The following is an 18,901-nucleotide window of genomic DNA, read 5'->3' on the forward strand; positions in this document are numbered from 1 at the left end:
CATGGCTCGAATTCTGATCGTCGATGACTCGCCGACTGAAATGTACAAATTGACCGGCATGCTGGAAAAGCACGGTCATGAAGTCCTCAAGGCCGAAAACGGTGCCGACGGCGTTGCCCTGGCGCGTCAGGAAAAGCCTGACGCCGTGCTGATGGACATCGTCATGCCCGGCCTCAATGGTTTCCAGGCCACCCGCCAACTGACCAAGGACGCGGACACCAGCATGATCCCGGTGATCATCATCACCACCAAGGATCAGGAAACCGACAAGGTCTGGGGCAAACGTCAGGGCGCGCGTGATTACCTGACCAAGCCGGTGGACGAAGAGACCCTGATGAAAACCCTGAACGCGGTACTCGCCGGCTGACGCCGGTTCGTCATGGCTGAGTCTCAAACCGCTTTCCAGCTGCTGTTCGACATCGATCAACGTTGTCGAACGCTGGCGGCGGGCCTGCCGTTTCAGGAAACCCGCCAGCAGGACTGGAGCGGTATCGGCTTTCGCATGGGCGAGCGTTGCTATGTGGCGCCCATGGGGGAAGTCAGCGAAATCCTTCATGAGCCACGCTACGCAGCGCTGCCCGGCGTAAAACCCTGGGTGCGCGGTGTGGCCAATCTGCGTGGCAAGCTGTTACCCATCATGGATCTGTGCAGCTTTTTCGGCCATGAACTGTCACCCCTGCGTAAAGAGCGGCGGGTACTGGTGGTTGAGCACCAGGATGTATTCGCCGGTTTGTTGGTTGATGAGGTTCTCGGCTTGCAGCATTTCAGCCAGATCAGCCTAATGCCCCGGCAGGCGGCCGACATGGATGACGACATTACGCCGTTCATTCGAGGGCAGTTTCTGCGCGATCAGGCCTGGCTAGTGTTCAGTCCATGGGCGCTGGCGCAGTCACCGGGCTTCATGGACGTAGCGTTGTAACGTATTGGGCAGGCCAGCAACGCTGGCCTTTTTTGCTTGCGCGATAAACATCGCATTCGGTCCAGGTGGGACATGAGTAAGACAGGCAGATCATTGGAAGGCCTACGCAGCCGTTCGCAAATCGTCGTGCTGTTCGTCGCGCTGATCATTTTCATCGTGTTGCTGTTCGTCAATTTCGCTTACCTCAACACGCAGTCGAATTACGACAAGCAATACATCGGTCACGCAGGCGAGCTGCGCGTGTTGTCTCAGCGCATTGCCAAGAACGCCTCCGAGGCCGCCGCGGGTAAACCGCAAGCCTTCAAATTGCTCGCCGATGCCCGCAACGACTTTGACATGCGTTGGGGCTATCTGCGCAAGGGCGACAAAAACACCGGTTTGCCACCCGCGCCACAGGACGTCCGCGACGAGTTGCAGACGGTGCAGGCCGACTGGGAAGCCCTGCGTAGAAACTCCGACGTGATTCTGGCCAACGAGCAGACCGTGCTGTCGTTGCATCAAGTGGCTGCGACCCTGGCCGAAACCATCCCGCAATTGCAGGTCGAGTACGAAAAAGTCGTCGATATCCTGCTGCAAAACCGCGCGCCAGCCAGCCAGGTCGCAGTTGCCCAGCGTCAGTCTTTGTTGGCTGAGCGGATTCTTGGTTCGGTCAACAAGGTGCTGGCGGGGGATGACACCGCGGTTCAGGCCGCCGACGCTTTCGGTCGTGACGCCAGTCAGTTCGGCCAAGTGCTCAGCGGCATGCTCGACGGCAACGTGAGCTTGCGCATCGCACAGGTCGACGACCCGGCCGCCCGAGCGCGTTTGGCCGAGATCGCCGAGTTGTTCCAGTTCGTTTCCGGTTCGGTGGATGAGATTCTCGAAACATCGCCTGAGCTGTTCGAGGTGCGCGAGTCTGCAGGCAACATCTTCAACACGTCACAAACCCTGCTAGACGAAACCTCTGTGCTCGCCAACCGGCTGGAGCATCTGGCCAGTGCGCGCTCATCGAACACCATTGGCGGTTACGTGCTGGGCCTGTTGGCCTTGATGTCGATCATCCTCATTGGCCTGGTCATGGTGCGTGAGACCAATCGTCAGCTTCGCGAGACCGCCGAGAAAAGCGAGCGCAACCAGAACGCGATCATGCGTCTGCTCGATGAAATCGAAAACCTTGCTGACGGCGATCTGACCGTGGCCGCGTCGGTGACGGAGGATTTCACCGGGGCAATTGCTGACTCCATAAACTATTCCATCGACCAGTTGCGCGAGCTGGTAGCGACCATCAACCTCACTGCCGAGCAAGTGTTCGGTGCGGTGAAGGACACCCAGGGCACCGCCACGCAACTGGCTGCGGCGTCCGAGCATCAGGCGTTGCAGATCGCTGCGGCGTCCAACGCGATCAACCGCATGACCGGGTCTATCGATCTGGTCTCGGCCAACGCCCATGAGTCCTGGTCGGTGGCCGAGCGCTCCGTGGCCATTGCCAACAAAGGCAATGAGGTGGTGCACAACACCATCAACGGCATGGACAACATTCGCGAGCAGATTCAGGACACGTCCAAGCGAATCAAGCGTCTTGGTGAGTCTTCTCAGGAAATCGGCGATATTGTCAGCCTGATTGACGACATTGCTGACCAGACCAACATCCTCGCCTTGAACGCTGCGATTCAGGCGTCGATGGCCGGTGACGCCGGGCGCGGTTTTGCGGTGGTGGCTGACGAAGTGCAGCGCCTGGCTGAACGTTCGTCCTCAGCGACCAAGCAGATTGAAACGCTGGTGCGGGCGATTCAGAACGACACCAACGAGGCGGTGATCTCCATGGAGCAGACCACCACCGAAGTGGTGCGGGGGGCGCGCCTTGCGCAGGACGCCGGAGTGGCGCTAGAAGAGATCGAAGGCGTTTCAAAAATCCTTGCCGCGCTGATCCAGAGCATCACCAACGCGGCCCAGCAGCAGTCAGAACTGGGTCTGCAGATATCCCAGACCATGACGGTTATTCAGCAAACCACCTCGCAGACCACCTCAGGTACCGCCGCCACGGCGCGCAGCATGGGTAACCTGGCGAAGATGGCCAGCGCGATGCGTCGCTCGGTTTCAGGCTTCACCTTGCCGTCATCGAAGGACCGTGGGTGATGTTCAAAAAACGTACAGCTCAGCTCTCCTGCAGAGAAGGTCCGGTCGACACAAACATTCAGGTTGGAATGCGATCTCTGTGGGAGCGGTGCTTGCCCGCGATGCATGAGACGCAGTTAGACGACATACCGCGTTATCGTTTATCGCGGGCAAGCACCGCTCCCACAGGGTCGGTTTATCCCTCGGTGAGCGTCTACGGGTTCGGGTTCAACTTCGGTATAAGCAATCAAGCTGGGTATTGGAGTCGTCATGGCTGATCGGCACGACTATGTAGCGCTGGAATGGGTGAAAGGCGAAATCGCTGAAACCCTCAAGCAGGCTCGCCAGGCCCTCGAAGTATTCATCGTCGACCCCGGCCATACGGAGGCGATGGACGAGTGCCTGGATTGCGTGCACCAGGTGCACGGCAGCCTGCAAATGATCGAATTCTACGGTGCAGCGTTGCTGGCCGAGGAAGTCGAACAACTGGCGCTCGCCTTGCAGCAGGATCGCGTGGCGGAGCGTGCCGAGGCCGAGCAGTTGCTGACTCAGGCCATGACGCAACTGCCTGCGTATCTGGACCGTATTCATTCTGCCCGGCGCGATCTGCCGCTGGTGGTCTTGCCGCTGCTCAACGACTTGCGCAGTGCCCGGGGTGAAAGCCTGTTGTCGGAGACCAGCCTGTTCGCGCCGCAACTGGTCAGTGTTGCACCGCTGGATGCGCAAACTCTTGAACAGCGCGACAACCCCGAGTTACCCGCGCTGCTGCGCAAATTACGCCAGACCCTGCAGACTGCGCTGGTCGGCCTGTTGCGTGAGCAGGACGTAAAGACTCAGCTCGGCTACATGGGCAAAGTCTTCGCGCGTCTCGAACAGCTGTGCGACAACGCGCCATTGGGGCCGCTGTGGCAGATTGCGTCGGCATTGGTGGAGACCATGCTCAATGGCAATTTCACAAACAGCCCGGCATTGCGCAGCCTGTTCAAGGATGCCGACAAAGAACTCAAACGCCTGCTGGAGCAGGGCGTTGCGGGGATCAACCAGCCTGCGCCGGATGAGTTGCTCAAAAGCCTGTTGTTCTACATCGCCAAGTCCGACAGCCTGGCGCCACGAATGGTTGATCTGAAGGACCAGTACGGCCTGGACGAAGCGCTGCCCGACACCACGCCACCCAGCCAGCAACGGACGAGCCTCGGACCTGATCGCGACGCGATGCGCTCGGTGATCAGCGCCTTGTGCGAAGAGCTGGTGCGGGTCAAAGAGCGGCTGGATGTGTTTGTACGCGGTGATCGCAAGTCGGTCAGCGAACTCAACAGCCTGTTACCGCCGCTGCGGCAGATCGCCGACACACTGGCGGTGCTGGGCTTCGGTCAGCCGCGTAAAGTCATCATTGATCAGTTGGCCGTGGTGCAGGGTTTGGCGCAGGGCCAGCGCGAGCCGAGTGACGCCGCATTGATGGATGTGGCCGGGGCGTTGCTCTATGTCGAGGCAACGCTGGCCGGAATGGTCGGCCCGGTCGAGCAAGCCGCCAATCGCGAAGAGAGTCGCCTGCCCACCACTGACCTGACGCAGATTCATCAGTTAGTCATCCGTGAAGCCCGGGTCGTGCTGCAGCAAGCCAAGGATGTGATCATTGATTACATCGATGGTGAATGGGATCGCGAGCGCCTGAAGCCACTGTCTGCGTTGCTGGTTCAAGTGCGCGGCGCGCTGGCGATGATTCCGCTGGCCCGTGCAGCCAGTCTGCTGGCGGCCTGCAATGACTACATTCTTGAACACCTGCTGATCGACGAAACCCGTCCGGCCTGGACGCAGCTCGACAGCCTTGCTGACACCATTACCGGCATCGAGTATTACCTGGAGCGCATGGGCGAAGACCATGAGGCGCCGGGCGAACAGGTGCTCGACATGGCGCAGGAAAGCCTGGCTCGACTGGGCTACACGCCCGCGTCGGATACCCTCGACGTACCGGTGCTGGACGAGGTCATCAGCCAGGACGAGATTCTTGAGCTGGAAGCGCGCAACGCCTTGGTCAGCCCGACGCAAACCATCGCCGATGTGCTGGCCAGTCCAATGTCTGGCGTGAACCCGCCGGCGCTTCATACCCCAGATAGCCTGTTGCCGCCGCCTGCCGATGAAGAAGCGGTGGACGACGAGTTACTGGAAGTCTTTCTTGAGGAAGCCGAAGAAGTCCTCGCCGCCCTGCGCGAATACCTGCCGCAATGGATTGGCTCCCTCAATGATGCGCGCAGCAACACCACCGCGCTGACCGAAGTGCGCCGCGCTTTCCACACCCTCAAGGGCAGTGGGCGGATGGTTCGTGCATTGATCCTTGGCGAGCTGGCGTGGGCAGTGGAAAACCTGCTCAACCGGATACTGGAAAACAGTGTCAAACCCGACGAGCACGTTCAGCAACTGCTCAACGAAGTGCTGGAACTGCTGCCAGCAGTCCTCAAGGATTTTGCTCAAGGCGCGCAGCGTCAGCGCAACGATGTGGACCGCCTCGCTGCCCAGGCGCATGCCCTGGCCAGAGGACAAGGGTTGCTGACCTTCGACGTCGCCGCCGATAGCGAAAACGAAACCGACGAGCTCGACCCGCAACTGCTGGAAATCTTCCGCCAGGAAGCCCTGAGTCATCTGGACAGTCTCAAGCGTTTTCTGAAGAGCTGCGCCAATGATCCAGAGCCTGCCATCAGCGACGACCTGCTGCGGGCGCTGCACACCCTAAAAGGCAGCGCCTCCATGGCCGGTGTGTTGCCGATTGCGGAACTGACCAGTCCGCTGGATCAACTGGTGCGTGAGTACAAAGCGCACATGCTGGCATTGGGGCAGGCCGAACTTGAGTTGTTACACCAGGCCGAACCGCTGCTTCTGATGGGCCTGGCGCAGCTGTCGAGCGATCCGTTGGGGCCGATTTCCGGTGCGGCGGCTCTGATCGACGCCGCCCAGACCTTGCTGCAAGAGCGACTGGCAGCGGTGTTGAGTGCGTCGAACAACGGTCTGCGGGTCAAGCGCAATCCGCAACTGATCGAGAGCTTTCTGGCCGAAGGCATGGACATCCTGCTGGATGCGGAAAACCTCTTGCAGCGTTGGCGTGAACACCCCGGCGAACGGCAGGAACTCTCTGCGCTGCTGGATGAGCTGACCACCTTGGGGCATGGCGCGCACCTCGCCGACTTGCCGCAAGTGGACGAACTTTGCGAGGCCTTGCTGGACCTGTATGGGGCTGTGGAAGAAAGCAGCCTGGCGGTCAGCGAACGCTTTTTTGATGAGGCCGAGCAGGCCCATGAAGCACTGATCTGCATGCTTGATCAACTGGCGGCCGGGCAAGAAGTTGAAGCCTGTCCGGCCCGCATTCAGGCGTTGCGGGACTTGCATGATCAGGCGCTGGACCCTTCAGCCACGGGCCTGATCAAAAGTGACGGCAGCCAGACGCTGAGCATCACCGAGCTGAACGCGGCCACCGAAACGTTGGCCAGTCATGCGCCGATTCTCGGCGACCCGTTGAACCTCGATGACGAGATCGTCGAGATATTTCTTGAGGAAGCGGTGGATATCCTCGACAGCGCCGGGCAAGCCCTGCAGCGCTGGTTCGATGACCCGGAAAACCCGTTGCCGCTATCAGCCTTGCAGCGCGACCTGCACACCTTGAAGGGTGGCGCGCGCATGGCTGAAATCGGTCCCATTGGCGATCTGGGGCATGAACTGGAAAGCGTCTACGAAGGCCTGATCGACCGCCGATACACCCATTCTCCGGCCCTGGCTGACTTGCTGGTCCAAAGCCATGACCATCTGGCATTGATGCTTGAAGAGTTACAGAAGCACCGGGTGCTGAGTGACCCGACGGCGTTGATCGATGCCATTCAGGCCTTGCGTATGGGCGCCACGCCGACGTCAATGGGCGAGCCCGTACCGGCACAGCCCAAAGTTGAAGCCAATACTTCGCCTGAGCGCGACACCGAGTTGCTGGAAATCTTCCTCGAAGAAGGCTTCGACCTCATCGACAGCTCCGGCGCTGCGCTGGCAAGGTGGCAGGCCGACACCGCTAATTTGCTCGAAGTGGAAAACCTGCTGCGCGACCTGCATACCTTGAAAGGTGGCGCGCGCATGGCAGAAATCGCCCCCATCGGCGATCTGGCTCACGAGCTGGAAACGCTATATGAGGGTTTGTCGGCCGGGACAGTGAAGCCCGATCCGATCACCATCAGCCTGCTGCAAAGCGGCCACGATTTGCTCGGCGATATGCTCGACGCGGTGCGCACCGACAAGCCGTTGCCCGGTGCGGCGCTGCTGATCGAGAGCATTCGCAAGCAGGCCTCTGGCGATAGCTCGAATGGTCCAACCCTCGCGCCAGCGATGCTCGAACCGTTGGCCCCGATACTCATGCCCGAACCAGCCCCGGCCCCTGATACCGAGGGGGAGCGCGCGGCTAGCGAGATGGTCAAGGTTCCGGCGCAAGAACTGGAAACGCTGGTCAATCTGGCGGGCGAGACATCGATCTTTCGCGGCCGTATCGAACAGCAAGTCATTGACGCCGAAGGCACCCTCGCAGAAATGGCCACGACCATTGAGCGGATGCGCGATCAGTTGCGGCGTCTGGACATGGAAACCCAAGGCAGCATCCTCAGTCGTGAGCAGGTGCAGGCCGAGCGGCTGGGTTACGAAGATTTCGACCCGCTGGAAATGGATCGCCATTCCCAGCTGCAACAATTGTCCCGCGCTTTGTTCGAGTCCGCGTCCGACTTGATGGACCTCAAGGAAACCCTCGACGCCCGGGCCAGCGATGCGCAGACCCTGTTGCTGCAACAGGCGCGGGTCAATACCGAACTGCAGGAAGGCCTGATGCGCACGCGCATGGTGCCTTTCGAGCGCATGGTGCCGCGCCTCAAACGCATCGTGCGTCAGGTGTCTGCCGAGCTGCACAAGAAGGTCCATTTCGAGGTGGGTAACGCTGAAGGCGAGATGGACCGTACGGTGCTTGAGCGCATGGTTGCGCCGCTGGAGCACATGCTGCGCAACGCCATCGATCATGGCCTTGAAAGCACCGAAGAGCGCCTGGCTCAGGGCAAGCCCGAGTTCGGCACCATTCTTCTGGATCTCAAGCACGAAGGCGGCGATATCGTCTTCGAAATGAGCGACGACGGCGCAGGCGTGGACCTGGATGCGGTGCGGAAGAAGGCCATCAAGCGCGGCATGATTCCGGCTTATGCGCAGCCGGGTTATCACGAGACGTTGCAGTTCATTCTGGAGCCTGGGTTCTCTACCGCGGAAACTGTCACGCAGATTTCCGGGCGCGGCGTCGGGATGGACGTGGTGCATGCGGAGGTCAAGCAACTGGGCGGCACCATGGTCATCGAATCGGTGCAGGGGCAGGGGGCGCTGTTCCGGATTCGCCTGCCGTTCTCGGTGTCGGTCAACCGTGCACTGATGGTGCAGTGGGGCGAAGAGCAATACGCCGTGCCGCTCAATACTGTCGAAGGCATTGTGCGGGTCATGCCCGGCGAGCTGGAAAGGTGCTACCAGTCGACGCCGCCGCGTTATCAATATGGCGAGCGGGTTTACGAGTTGCGCTATCTGGGCGAGCTGCTCAATTACAGTCAGCCGCCTTCGTTCATCGGGCAGACCCAGCCGTTGCCGGTGTTGCTGGTGCATGTTCAGGACCAGTGGGTGGCGGTGCAGGTCGATGCGTTGGCGGGCTCGCGGGAAATCGTCGTTAAAAGCCTCGGCCCGCAGTTTTCCAGGGTGCAGGGTATTTCCGGTGCGACCATTCTGGGCGATGGCCGCGTCGTGCTGATTCTCGATTTGCTGGCGCATATTCGTCGGTTGCATGGCCGCCTGCTGGCCGAGCAAGCGGCGGGGCGCAGTGTGCCGGTGTGGAGCGATGCCGAGCAGGGCCGACCGCTGTTGGTAATGGTGGTGGACGATTCGGTCACGGTACGCAAAGTCACCAGCCGCCTGCTGGAACGTCACGGCATGAACGTGCTGACGGCCAAAGACGGTGTCGACGCCATGCTGCTGCTCAAGGAGCGCGTCCCGGACGTCATGTTGCTGGATATTGAAATGCCACGCATGGACGGTTTCGAAGTCCTCGGCCATGTTCGCGCCGACGAGCAGCTCAAGGAATTGCCCATCATCATGATCACCTCCCGCTCCGGCCAGAAGCACCGCGACCGTGCCATGGGGCTGGGCGTTAACGAATACCTGAGCAAGCCGTATCAGGAATCAGTGCTGCTCGAAAGCATCGCCTATTGGAGTCAGGTCAATGCCTAACGCTGCCAGTGCGACACAACTGACCGGGCTGATTCTGCCCCTGAGCGACCGCAATTTGCTGTTGCCCAACGTCGCCGTGGCGGAACTCATCGATTATCAGGATTGCAGCGCCGACAGTGATGCGCCTGCATGGTATCTGGGGCCGATCAGCTGGCGGCAGCGCACTTTGCCCTTGCTCAGTTTCGAAGCCGCGTGCGGCGGCCGAACCCTTGTCGGTGGCCGCGCACGCATTGTCGTACTCAACGCCCTGGGTGGCCGCGACGAGCTGAAATTCATTGCCCTGCTGACTCAAGGCATTCCCCGTTCCTGCAAGGTCGACAACCAGCTCAGCTATGTTGACGTCCCCCTCGATGCGCTTGAGCTTGCGGCGGTGCAAATCGGCGAGACCATCGCGAAGATCCCCGATCTGGTGGGGCTAGAGCAGTGGTTGGTGGATGCGGGCCTCACACAAACCTCCCTGTAGGAGCTCACGAGCACCGCGAGGCAGCGATAGCGTTCTGCCTGACACACCGCCATCGCGGCCTCGCGGTGCTCGTGCGCTCCTACAAAGAATCGTATCCCGCCGGGTATGTGAGCCGATTAGATTTTATATTCGGCTCACGGAATGAGCCGAATAGGTTTATTATTCGGCTCATGTGCATAACGGCCGTCATCATGAACGAACCCCTGAACTGGATCTGGCAGCACGCTGACTGGCCGCATGTTCGCTGGCAGGCGGAGCGGCTCGCCTCACTGTTGCGCTGCTGCTCTCAGGCGCAGGGCCAGTTGCTGGGCATGTTGGGGGCGGCCGGTGCCGATGCGAGCGCACAGACGGAGCTTGATGCGCTGCTGCAAAACATCATCACTTCTTCAGCCATTGAAGGTGAGCAACTGAATGTTGGCTCGGTGCGCTCCTCGCTGGCCAAGCGTCTTGGACTTGAGACTGATCAGCGGGTCAGCCCACGCAGTGAAGGCCTGGCCGAGCTAATGCTCGATGCCACCCAGCAACACACTGCGACGCTCACCCTTGAGCGGGTACTCCATTGGCACACGCTGCTGTTTCCAGCGCAGGCATCGCTGCTGTCCCACAACATCCGGGTAGGTGCCTTGCGGGGCGAAGAGCCGATGCAGGTTGTGTCGGGGCGTGTGGACCGGCCAACTGTGCATTTCGAAGCCCCGGCGCGCGAAGGTCTGGAGGGACAACTCGATGCGTTTCTCGATTGGTTCGCCGCCAGCCGGGAAGATGTCAGCCTTGACCCATTGCTGCGTGCGGGCATTGCGCACTTCTGGTTCGTGACGCTGCATCCCTTCGATGACGGCAACGGCCGTCTGACGCGAGCAATCACTGACCTTGCTTTGGCGCAGGCCGAGAACCAGGCGATCCGTTTTTATGCCATGTCCGCAAGCATCCTGGCGGATCGACGCGGCTACTATGAAGTCCTGGAGCGCAGCCAGAAAGAAGGTCTGGATATCACGCCGTGGCTCGAATGGTTTCTGCAAACCTTGCTGCATACCCTTGAGCAAGCGATCAAACGCATCGACCGCGTTCTGGCCAAGGCACGCTTCTGGCAGCAACACCGGGAAGACGGTTTATCGCCAGAGCAAATCAAAGTCCTCAACCGTTTGCTGGACGGAAGTTTACTGGCAGACAAGCCGGGTTTCGAAGGCGGCATCAGCGCCGCGCAATATCAGGCTGTTGCGAAGGTCAGTAAAGCCACAGCCACCCGGCACCTGGCTGATCTTCTGGAAAAGGACTGCGTGCTGAAACTGCCGGGGGGAGGGCGTAGTACGCGGTATCAGTTGGTCTTGGATTGAGCGGTTGTTGTCCCGCAGCTAACCTTGGACCTGTAGGAGTGAGCTTGCTCGCGATAGCGTTAATTCAGGCGATAATTGTCGTCTACAGAGAAACCGAATCGCGAGCAAGGTGGAGCGCCACCCCGGTCACTCCTACAATGGCCTGTGCTTGCTGCGTGAGCGCGTCGGTTCACTTCTAGCTCGCTGAGGCTCAAGGACATATCGTCGGTCAGAACTGTCCTGGCTTTGTGTTGAGCGACAGAGCGGCGCAGGCGCTTGGCGTTTGATTCGTTACTCAGCAAGTAAGTCGTCTCAACGCTGGAGTTTTCATTCCGCGGGTTGTCAGGCGAGGTCATGATGAAATCCGAAGAGCGTTTTCAATGAAAAGTAACTGATTTAGGCGGAGCGAATCAGTACGTATGTATTACCCACCGAGATATTGAGCCACAACTTCCCCGCTCCACAGCCAGACATCGCCCTTTCCCTTGAGTGAAATTTCCGAGAAAATCCCGGCCTATTGCGCCCTGTGATTGGGGTCTCTAACCTCCTGCCGTCGCTGCAAAATCAGCGATCAGGTTTGGTAGACCTAGGTTATGTAGGCGCAAGGCGCCACCTTCAGCGAGGCGCTTTCTTACGGTCCGTGTTTATGGTGGCCGTGCGCATGGCGTCTTCGGACGCGCCGGGTGCCTGCGACCGGTTCTACCAACTTGCGTACGGCCGCCACCCTTCGTTTGGTAGCGAAGACAGCGGCTCCTTAAGTCATGTAGGAATTAAATCAAATGCCCGAAACACCACCCCAAATACCCTTCCTCGCCAATCACGCCCTGACCCAGGAGCAAGCCCTGACCCACGCCTCGGAGTTGCTGCGTTGCGCCATGGCCACTGCGTACGAATGCGGCGATAGCCTGACCGGTTCAAAGCGCGATCTGGCGTTTTCTGTTGTGCATCTGGTTGAAATGGCCAACACGATGGTTGAGCGGTCGCTTCGATAGTTGCTGCGAAGCTACTTTCTTCTGTGGGAGCTGAGCTTGCTCGCGATGAACGATGATGCGATCTGCCTGAAACACCGCGGTGCCTGCATCGCGGGCAAGCCCAGCTCCCACAATGATCTGAGCCTTGCACTACAGCTTTTGGGCCAGCATTAGCCGCCATCAACTGATCATTACTCCAACCGTAACGATCCCACCCTCTACTTGATTGATGCCCCGCACCCTTAGCTCCTAAGGTGGCCCACGACAGCGAAATCGTGGAGTGGACATGACAACAATAACGACCCCCGACGCGCGCTGGTCGCGTCGTCGCACCGAGAAACAGCGGCGGCTCGAGCAGGTGCGGCATCTTGCCGATGGTGTGGTGTTGCCGACCGACAACATCGTCGCAGCGCTGGAAGCCTTGATGGTGTCCGGTGATCGCGTGGTGCTTGAGGGCAACAACCAGAAGCAGGCGGACTTTCTTTCCCGCGCCCTGGCCAAAGTCGACCCGGCCAAGCTGCACGACCTGCACATGATCATGCCCAGCGTTGGGCGCCCGGAGCACCTTGATCTGTTCGAACGCGGCATCGCCCGCAAGCTCGATTTCTCCTTTGCCGGTACGCAAAGCCTGCGCATCAGCCAGTTGCTGGAAGACGGCCTGCTGGAAATCGGCGCGATTCATACCTACATCGAGCTGTACTCGCGGCTCGTGGTCGATCTGATTCCCAATGTCGTGCTCTCTGCCGGTTTCATGGCCGACCGGGCGGGCAACATCTACACCGGCCCAAGCACTGAAGACACTCCCGCCTTGATCGAACCGGCCGCGTTCAGCGAAGGCATTGTCATCGTCCAGGTCAACCAATTGGTGGACGACGTCAGCGATCTGCCTCGCGTTGATATCCCTGCGTCGTGGGTCGACTTTGTTGTGGTCGCCGACAAGCCGTTTTACATCGAACCGTTGTTCACCCGCGACCCGCGCCACATCAAGCCAGTACACGTGTTGATGGCGATGATGGCGATTCGTGGCATCTACGAAAAACACAATGTGCAGTCGCTCAACCACGGCATCGGCTTCAACACCGCCGCCATCGAATTGATCCTGCCGACCTACGGTGAATCACTCGGTCTGAAGGGCAAGATCTGTCGCAACTGGACGCTCAATCCGCACCCGACGTTGATCCCCGCCATCGAAAGCGGCTGGGTGGAGAGCGTGCACTGCTTCGGCACTGAGCTGGGCATGGAAAACTACATTGCTGCCCGGCCAGACGTGTTCTTTACCGGGCGCGATGGCTCGATGCGTTCCAACCGCATGGTCTGCCAACTGGCCGGGCAGTACGCGGTGGATCTGTTCATCGGCGCGACCTTGCAAGTGGATGGTGATGGTCACTCCTCAACCGTCACCCGTGGTCGCCTCGCCGGTTTTGGTGGCGCGCCGAACATGGGCCATGACCCTCATGGGCGTCGCCATCCAACCTCCGCCTGGCTGGACATGCGCCAACAGAGCGGCGACGGCCCGGATGCTTATCTTGAGCGCGGCAAAAAGCTCGTGGTGCAAATGGTCGAGACTTTCCAGGAAGGCGGCAAACCGACTTTCGTGGAAACCCTTGATGCGGTCGAAGTGGCGAAGAAAAGCGGCATGCCCCTCGCGCCGATCATGATCTACGGCGATGACGTCACCCATTTGCTCACCGAAGAAGGCATTGCTTATCTCTACAAGGCACGCAGCCTGGAAGAGCGTCAGGCGATGATCGCAGCGGTGGCAGGCGTGACTGTCATTGGCATGCGCCATAACCCCAAAGACACCGCGCGCATGCGTCGTGAAGGCTTGATTGCGCTGCCGGAAGATCTGGGTATCCGCCGCACCGATGCCAGCCGCGAATTGCTCGCCGCCAAGAGCATCGGTGATCTGGTTCAGTGGTCAGGCGGCTTGTACAACCCACCTGCAAAATTCAGGAGTTGGTAATGAGCGCACTCGCACACAAAGCCAAATCTGACAGCCCGTTGTTCGCCGAACAGCTGGCTGACCTTGCCGTCGACGCGTTGATCGATGAAGCGGACCTGTCACCTAAGCCTGCACTGGTGGATCGGCGCGGCAGTGGCGCGCACAGCGATCTGCATTTGGGCCTGATGCACGCTTCGGCGTTGTCGCTGTGGCCAATGTTCAAAGGCATGGCCGAGGCCGCCGAACAGTTCGCAGAAATCGGCCAGCCTTTGCGCGAGGCCTTGGGCCGCATTGGTCGTGAAGGCGAAGCCGCGATGCTGCGCACCACGAATGGCGTGAACACCCACCGCGGTGCGATCTGGGCGTTGGGCCTGTTGGTCACCGCTGCCGCGCTTGAACCGGATAACTGCAGCCCGGCGCAATTGACCTTGCGCGCCGCAAAGCTGGCCTTGATTGAAGACCGCAACGTGGTCCCGCAACTTAGCCACGGCGCACAAGTGGCCCAGCGTTATGGCGCCATGGGTGCGAAAGAACAGGCGCAACTGGGCTTCCCCGCCGTCATGCAAAAAGGCCTGCCGCAACTGCAACACAGTCGGGCGTCCGGCAGCGGCGAGCAGAACGCGCGACTAGATGCCTTGCTGGCGATCATGACCACGTTGGCGGACACCTGTGTGCTGTATCGCTCCGGCCTTGAAGGTTTGCACGCCATGCAGCAAGGCGCGCAGCGGGTGCTGGATGCGGGCGGCAGTGCGAGCCTGGCCGGTCGTCGCCAATTGCACGCGCTGGATCAGCAGTTGTTGCAGCTCAATGCGTCACCCGGTGGCGCTGCCGATTTGCTCGCCGCATGCCTGTTCATCGATAGCCTTGAGCCTGTGCTCGGCTCTGAATCGAGGAGTGTCTGACCATGGAAACCCTGTCTTTTGAATTCCCCGCCGGGCAGCCGCCGCTAGGCCGTGCGCTGGTGGGTTGTGTCGGTTCCGGTGATCTGGAAGTGCTGCTTGAACCCGGTGTGCCCGGCAAGTTGTCGATCAACGTGGTGACGTCGGTGAATGGCGCGTCTGCCCGCTGGCAGCATTTGTTCGAGCGCATGTTCGACGGCCAGACACCACCTGCGCTGGCCATCGATATTCACGATTTCGGCGCCACACCAGGCGTGGTCCGTTTGCGTCTGGAGCAAGGCTTCGAGGAGATCGGCCATGACTGATACTGCCCGCTTGCTCCAGCAACACAGTTTTGTCGAACTCGGTGCGCGTCAGCGAGCTAAGGCTTTGCTCGACGAGGGTAGCTTTCGTGAGCTGATCGGTCCTTTTGATCGTGTCATGTCGCCCTGGTTGATCAAGCAAGGCATCGTCGCTCAGGCGGACGACGGGGTGATTGTCGCCAAAGGTACGGTCGCTGGTTTGCCGGTGGTTATCGCCGCCATCGAAGGTGCGTTTCAGGGCGGCAGCATGGGCGAAGTGGGCGGCGCGAAAATGGCCGGTGCCTTGGAACTGGCTGCTGAAGACAACCGCAAGGGCATTCCCACGGCTGCGATTCTGCTGTTGGAAACCGGCGGTGTGCGCTTGCAGGAAGCCAACCTTGGCCTGGCGGCGATTGCCGAAATTCATGCGGCGATTGTCGACCTGCGCCAGTACCAGCCAGTGATCGGCGTGGTGGCGGGCAGCGTCGGTTGTTTTGGAGGCATGTCCATCGCGGCGGGCTTGTGCAGTTACCTGTTGGTGACCCAGGAAGCACGGCTTGGCTTGAACGGCCCGCAAGTGATCGAGCAGGAAGCGGGTATCGAAGAATACGACTCCCGCGATCGGCCTTTCATCTGGAGCCTGACCGGAGGTGAGCAGCGTTACGCCAGCCATCTGGTGGACGGTTTTGCCGCTGACGACGTGCAAGCGATCCGTGAACAGGTGACCAGCTGGATCAGCCTCGGTGTTCCGGCTCAGGAGCGCAGCAGCCAGTACGACACCTTTCTGCATCGTCTGGCGCGTCTCGATACTGCTTCGCAAATCGATCCGCAAACCGTGCGCGATCTCTATACAGAGCCGCAATCCAATGGAGCCAAGCCATGAGCGCTTCCCAACGAGGTTTGAACTGGTTCAAAGCGCTCAGCGCCAACGCGGCCGAAGTGGTGGGTCTGCCTCACTCAGTCAAGGCTGCCGATGGAGTACTGGGTGATCAGCCGGTGCGCTTTCTGGCAGTGGTCGCCGATGCTGACAACCGGTTCCCCCGTGCTCGCAATGGCGAGGTCGGTTTACTGGAAGGCTGGGGTTTGGCCAAGGCCGTGGATTCCGCCATCGAGCTGGATCGCGATAACGAACATAAACGCGCGCTGATCGCTATCGTTGATGTGCCGAGCCAAGCGTATGGGCGGCGCGAAGAAGCGCTGGGTATTCATCAAGCGTTGGCGGGCGCGGTAGACAGTTATGCCCGTGCGCGACTGGCGGGCCATCCGGTGATTGGTTTGTTGGTCGGCAAGGCCATGTCCGGCGCTTTTCTGGCTCACGGTTATCAGGCTAATCGGCTGATTGCCTTGCGTGATCCCGGGGTTATGGTGCACGCCATGGGCAAAGAGTCAGCCGCGCGGGTCACGTTGCGCAGCGTCGACGAACTGGAAAAACTCGCCGCCAGCATCCCGCCCATGGCGTACGACATCGAGAACTACGCCAGCCTTGGCTTGCTCTGGGAAACCTTGTCGGTCAGCCAGATCGAGCAGCCCTCCGGCGAAGATATCAGCCAGGTTCAGGATGTGCTGAACAGTGCGATCAAAGACGTGAAGGCCACAGGCAATGACCTTAGCAGTCGACTCGGCGCCAGCAATCGTCAAGCCTCGTCAAAAGTACGCGAACTGTTGCGGGCGCAGTGGTAAATGAACGCTGATCTGGCAGTGCAGCCCCACGATTTGTTGTGGGGCATGCCTGTGTCTGCCTTGCCTGCCGATGCGCCAGACTGGGTGTTTGAGGCCGTACGCCTTGAGCATCCGGTGGTGGTGCGTCGTTCATTGGCGCCGCGAGCGCTTGTCGCGGTGGGTATCCGTGGTCCGGGTCGTGAGCAACGGTTTGCGGCACTGATGCCATGGGATGCTATCGAGCGTTGCGTGCGTCCTGAGCAGTTGACGCATGTTCAAGGAACGCACGATTGGCTTGCGCTGCAAGCACTGGATCAGATTCGCCCGTTGATGGATCTGCTGGCGTTGCCTTGGGGCGTGAGCGGCAGCGCTGGCTTCGAGCTGGCCAGCGGTGTGGCGGCACTGCATCAGAACAGTGACCTGGACTTGATTGTGCGCACTCCGCGCTTTGTCAGCCGTGAATGGGCTGGCGAGTTGGTGAAAGTTCTGGACCGTTCCGTGTGTCGAATCGACGTGCAATTACAGACGCCTTTTGGCGCGCTGGCATTGCGCGAGTGGGCGGGTGCTTCGCGTCAGGTGTTGCTCAAGAGTGAGCACGGTGCCTGGTTGGTCACCCAACCCTGGCAGCCGACCGAGGCCTGCGCATGAGCAGCTTTTGGGTGTTCCCCGGCCAGGGCGCGCAGCAGCCGGGCATGTTGAATCAGCTGCCAGATGAGCAATCGATGCGTGATTGCCTGAGTGAAGCCAGCGATGCGTTGGGCGAAGACGTATTGCTGCTGGATTCTGAGCAAATGCTGCAATCCACTCGCGCCGTTCAGCTGTGTTTATTGATTGCCGGGGTCGCCAGCGCGCGGCTTTTAAAAACCCAGGGCTGCGCGCCGGACACCGTCGCTGGTTTGTCCATTGGTGCTTATCCGGCAGCGGTTGTTGCCGGTTCGCTGGGCTTCACTGACGCTGTTCGGTTAGTGGCCTTGCGCGGTGAGCTGATGCAGAACGCCTATCCCCAAGGCTATGGCATGACGGCGATTATCGGGCTGGATCTGACCGCCGTCGAAGCGCTGGTCGCCGAAGTGCACGGTCCTCAACAGCCCGTGTACCTGGCCAATATCAACGCCGAAAGCCAGTTTGTGATCTCCGGAAGTGCCGAGGCGATGGGTGAAGTGGCACGCCTGGCGAAAGCCAGTGGCGCCGCGACGGTAAAGCGCCTCGCGGTGAGCGTGCCGTCCCATTGCGCGCTGCTTGAACAACCGGCGCAGGCCTTGGCTGAAGCTTTCGCCAACGTGACGATCAAAGCCCCTGCGGTGCGTTATCTGAGTGGCAGCACGGCGCGGCCAATGTTGACTGCCGACAAGCTGCATGACGATCTGGCCTTCAACATGTGCCGCGTCATCGACTGGCGCAGCACGGTGCAAACCGCTTACGAGCGCGGTGCACGTCTGCAGATTGAATTCCCGCCGGGCACCGTGTTGACCGGGCTGGCGCGCAAAGTTTTCGAGCAGGGGACGGCAGTCGCTTTTCAAGGCGCTCGCCTGGACAGTCTGGTCGCGTTGTCGCGCGAGGAGGGCCGCCGCAACCCATAGAGCGCACGGACGTTGGACCGTTTCGAAGAACAAGAACAACAACTTCGTAAGGCAAACTGAGGAATAACAATAATGATTATCTACGGTGTAGCACTGCTGGCTATCTGCATGCTTGCAGGGGTGATTCTCGGTGACTTGCTGGGCGTAATGCTGGGCGTCAAATCCAACGTCGGTGGTGTCGGGATCGCGATGATCCTGCTGATCTGTGCCCGTCTGTGGATGGAGAAGCGCGGCGGCATGAGCAAGGAATGCGAGATGGGCGTCGGCTTCTGGGGCGCCATGTACATCCCGGTGGTGGTCGCGATGGCGGCTCAGCAAAACGTTGTCACGGCCCTCAAAGGCGGCCCTGTCGCCGTACTCGCAGCTGTAGGGTCGGTAGTCTTGTGCGGTTGCACCATTGCCTTGATCAGCCGCATCAACAAGGGCGAGCCACTGCCTCCGGAAGAGCCGGTGATCATTCCGGGCATCACGCCGGTACCAACGCCTTCGCCAACGCCAGCAGGGAGCCGCTGA

Annotated in this window: 14 protein-coding genes and 2 pseudogenes; all 16 read left to right on the forward strand. The window is 60.2% G+C overall.

Annotation, left to right across the window (positions count from 1 at the left end):
• Position 1: 1 nt before the first annotated feature.
• The 16 genes and pseudogenes from pilH (at position 2) to madL (ending at position 18,901) form a co-directional block, all read left to right on the forward strand.
• Positions 2-367, forward strand: a complete 366-nt coding sequence (gene pilH, locus RX972_RS03695) for a twitching motility response regulator PilH (RefSeq protein ID WP_027898389.1) — start codon at positions 2-4, stop codon at positions 365-367.
• 12 nt (positions 368-379) lie between these two features.
• Positions 380-919: a chemotaxis protein CheW gene (locus RX972_RS03700; RefSeq protein ID WP_122395406.1), complete on the forward strand. Its 540-nt coding sequence runs from the start codon at positions 380-382 to the stop codon at positions 917-919.
• A 72-nt stretch (positions 920-991) separates the two neighbouring features.
• Positions 992-3,034, forward strand: a complete 2,043-nt coding sequence (locus tag RX972_RS03705; protein WP_027898391.1) for a methyl-accepting chemotaxis protein — start codon at positions 992-994, stop codon at positions 3,032-3,034.
• A 249-nt stretch (positions 3,035-3,283) separates the two neighbouring features.
• Positions 3,284-5,806, forward strand: a pseudogene (locus tag RX972_RS29400) (Hpt domain-containing protein); the annotation flags it as partial.
• A gap of 234 nt (positions 5,807-6,040) precedes the next feature.
• A pseudogene (locus tag RX972_RS29405) lies at positions 6,041-9,283 on the forward strand (Hpt domain-containing protein); the annotation flags it as partial.
• Entirely contained in the window at positions 9,276-9,746 is a 471-nt protein-coding gene (locus RX972_RS03715) for a chemotaxis protein CheW (protein ID WP_231675340.1), read from the forward strand. The pseudogene RX972_RS29405 and the gene RX972_RS03715, both read left to right, overlap by 8 nt.
• Positions 9,747-9,937: 191 nt before the next feature.
• On the forward strand, positions 9,938-11,077 hold the full coding sequence (locus tag RX972_RS03720; RefSeq protein WP_316872589.1) for a Fic family protein: 1,140 nt from the start codon (positions 9,938-9,940) through the stop codon (positions 11,075-11,077).
• Positions 11,078-11,835: 758 nt separating this feature from the next.
• Positions 11,836-12,048, forward strand: a complete 213-nt coding sequence (locus tag RX972_RS03725) for a DUF6124 family protein (RefSeq protein ID WP_316872590.1) — start codon at positions 11,836-11,838, stop codon at positions 12,046-12,048.
• A gap of 265 nt (positions 12,049-12,313) precedes the next feature.
• Positions 12,314-13,990 (forward strand): malonate decarboxylase subunit alpha, encoded by a 1,677-nt coding sequence (gene mdcA / locus RX972_RS03730; protein WP_316872591.1) that lies wholly within the window; start codon positions 12,314-12,316, stop codon positions 13,988-13,990.
• On the forward strand, positions 13,990-14,871 hold the full coding sequence (locus RX972_RS03735) for a triphosphoribosyl-dephospho-CoA synthase (protein ID WP_316872592.1): 882 nt from the start codon (positions 13,990-13,992) through the stop codon (positions 14,869-14,871). The genes mdcA and RX972_RS03735 overlap by 1 nt, the downstream gene beginning before the upstream one ends.
• 2 nt (positions 14,872-14,873) lie before the next feature.
• A complete protein-coding gene (locus tag RX972_RS03740; RefSeq protein WP_087265683.1) occupies positions 14,874-15,173 on the forward strand; it encodes a malonate decarboxylase subunit delta in 300 nt (99 codons plus the stop codon).
• On the forward strand, positions 15,166-16,032 hold the full coding sequence (locus RX972_RS03745) for a biotin-independent malonate decarboxylase subunit beta (RefSeq protein WP_316872593.1): 867 nt from the start codon (positions 15,166-15,168) through the stop codon (positions 16,030-16,032). Before RX972_RS03740 ends, RX972_RS03745 begins: the two co-directional genes overlap by 8 nt.
• Positions 16,029-16,829, forward strand: coding sequence for a biotin-independent malonate decarboxylase subunit gamma (gene mdcE, locus RX972_RS03750; protein ID WP_316872594.1), 801 nt, complete (start codon positions 16,029-16,031; stop codon positions 16,827-16,829). The genes RX972_RS03745 and mdcE overlap by 4 nt, the downstream gene beginning before the upstream one ends.
• Complete coding sequence (locus RX972_RS03755) at positions 16,830-17,456, forward strand: malonate decarboxylase holo-ACP synthase (protein ID WP_316872595.1); 627 nt, start codon at positions 16,830-16,832, stop codon at positions 17,454-17,456.
• Positions 17,453-18,388, forward strand: coding sequence for a malonate decarboxylase subunit epsilon (gene mdcH, locus RX972_RS03760; RefSeq protein ID WP_316872596.1), 936 nt, complete (start codon positions 17,453-17,455; stop codon positions 18,386-18,388). The genes RX972_RS03755 and mdcH overlap by 4 nt, the downstream gene beginning before the upstream one ends.
• Before the next feature lie 72 nt (positions 18,389-18,460).
• On the forward strand, positions 18,461-18,901 hold the full coding sequence (gene madL / locus RX972_RS03765; RefSeq protein WP_099268502.1) for a malonate transporter subunit MadL: 441 nt from the start codon (positions 18,461-18,463) through the stop codon (positions 18,899-18,901).

Origin of the sequence: Pseudomonas syringae group sp. J309-1 (genome assembly GCF_032582135.1) — a bacterium.
In the GTDB taxonomy this organism is placed as follows: Bacteria; Pseudomonadota; Gammaproteobacteria; order Pseudomonadales; family Pseudomonadaceae; genus Aquipseudomonas; species Aquipseudomonas quasicaspiana.

Excerpts from the sequence above, each read along its gene's own strand:
- RX972_RS03725 (WP_316872590.1), top strand. The coding sequence starts at position 11,836 with ATGCCCGAAACACCACCCCAAATACCCTTCCTCGCCAATCACGCCCTG.
- RX972_RS03700 (WP_122395406.1), top strand. The coding sequence starts at position 380 with ATGGCTGAGTCTCAAACCGCTTTCCAGCTGCTGTTCGACATCGATCAA.
- RX972_RS03740 (WP_087265683.1), top strand. The coding sequence starts at position 14,874 with ATGGAAACCCTGTCTTTTGAATTCCCCGCCGGGCAGCCGCCGCTAGGC.
- RX972_RS03720 (WP_316872589.1), top strand. The coding sequence starts at position 9,938 with ATGAACGAACCCCTGAACTGGATCTGGCAGCACGCTGACTGGCCGCAT.
- RX972_RS03745 (WP_316872593.1), top strand. The coding sequence starts at position 15,166 with ATGACTGATACTGCCCGCTTGCTCCAGCAACACAGTTTTGTCGAACTC.
- mdcH (WP_316872596.1), top strand. The coding sequence starts at position 17,453 with ATGAGCAGCTTTTGGGTGTTCCCCGGCCAGGGCGCGCAGCAGCCGGGC.
- RX972_RS03755 (WP_316872595.1), top strand. The coding sequence starts at position 16,830 with ATGAACGCTGATCTGGCAGTGCAGCCCCACGATTTGTTGTGGGGCATG.
- RX972_RS03705 (WP_027898391.1), top strand. The coding sequence starts at position 992 with ATGAGTAAGACAGGCAGATCATTGGAAGGCCTACGCAGCCGTTCGCAA.
- mdcA (WP_316872591.1), top strand. The coding sequence starts at position 12,314 with ATGACAACAATAACGACCCCCGACGCGCGCTGGTCGCGTCGTCGCACC.
- RX972_RS03715 (WP_231675340.1), top strand. The coding sequence starts at position 9,276 with ATGCCTAACGCTGCCAGTGCGACACAACTGACCGGGCTGATTCTGCCC.
- RX972_RS03735 (WP_316872592.1), top strand. The coding sequence starts at position 13,990 with ATGAGCGCACTCGCACACAAAGCCAAATCTGACAGCCCGTTGTTCGCC.
- pilH (WP_027898389.1), top strand. The coding sequence starts at position 2 with ATGGCTCGAATTCTGATCGTCGATGACTCGCCGACTGAAATGTACAAA.
- madL (WP_099268502.1), top strand. The coding sequence starts at position 18,461 with ATGATTATCTACGGTGTAGCACTGCTGGCTATCTGCATGCTTGCAGGG.
- mdcE (WP_316872594.1), top strand. The coding sequence starts at position 16,029 with ATGAGCGCTTCCCAACGAGGTTTGAACTGGTTCAAAGCGCTCAGCGCC.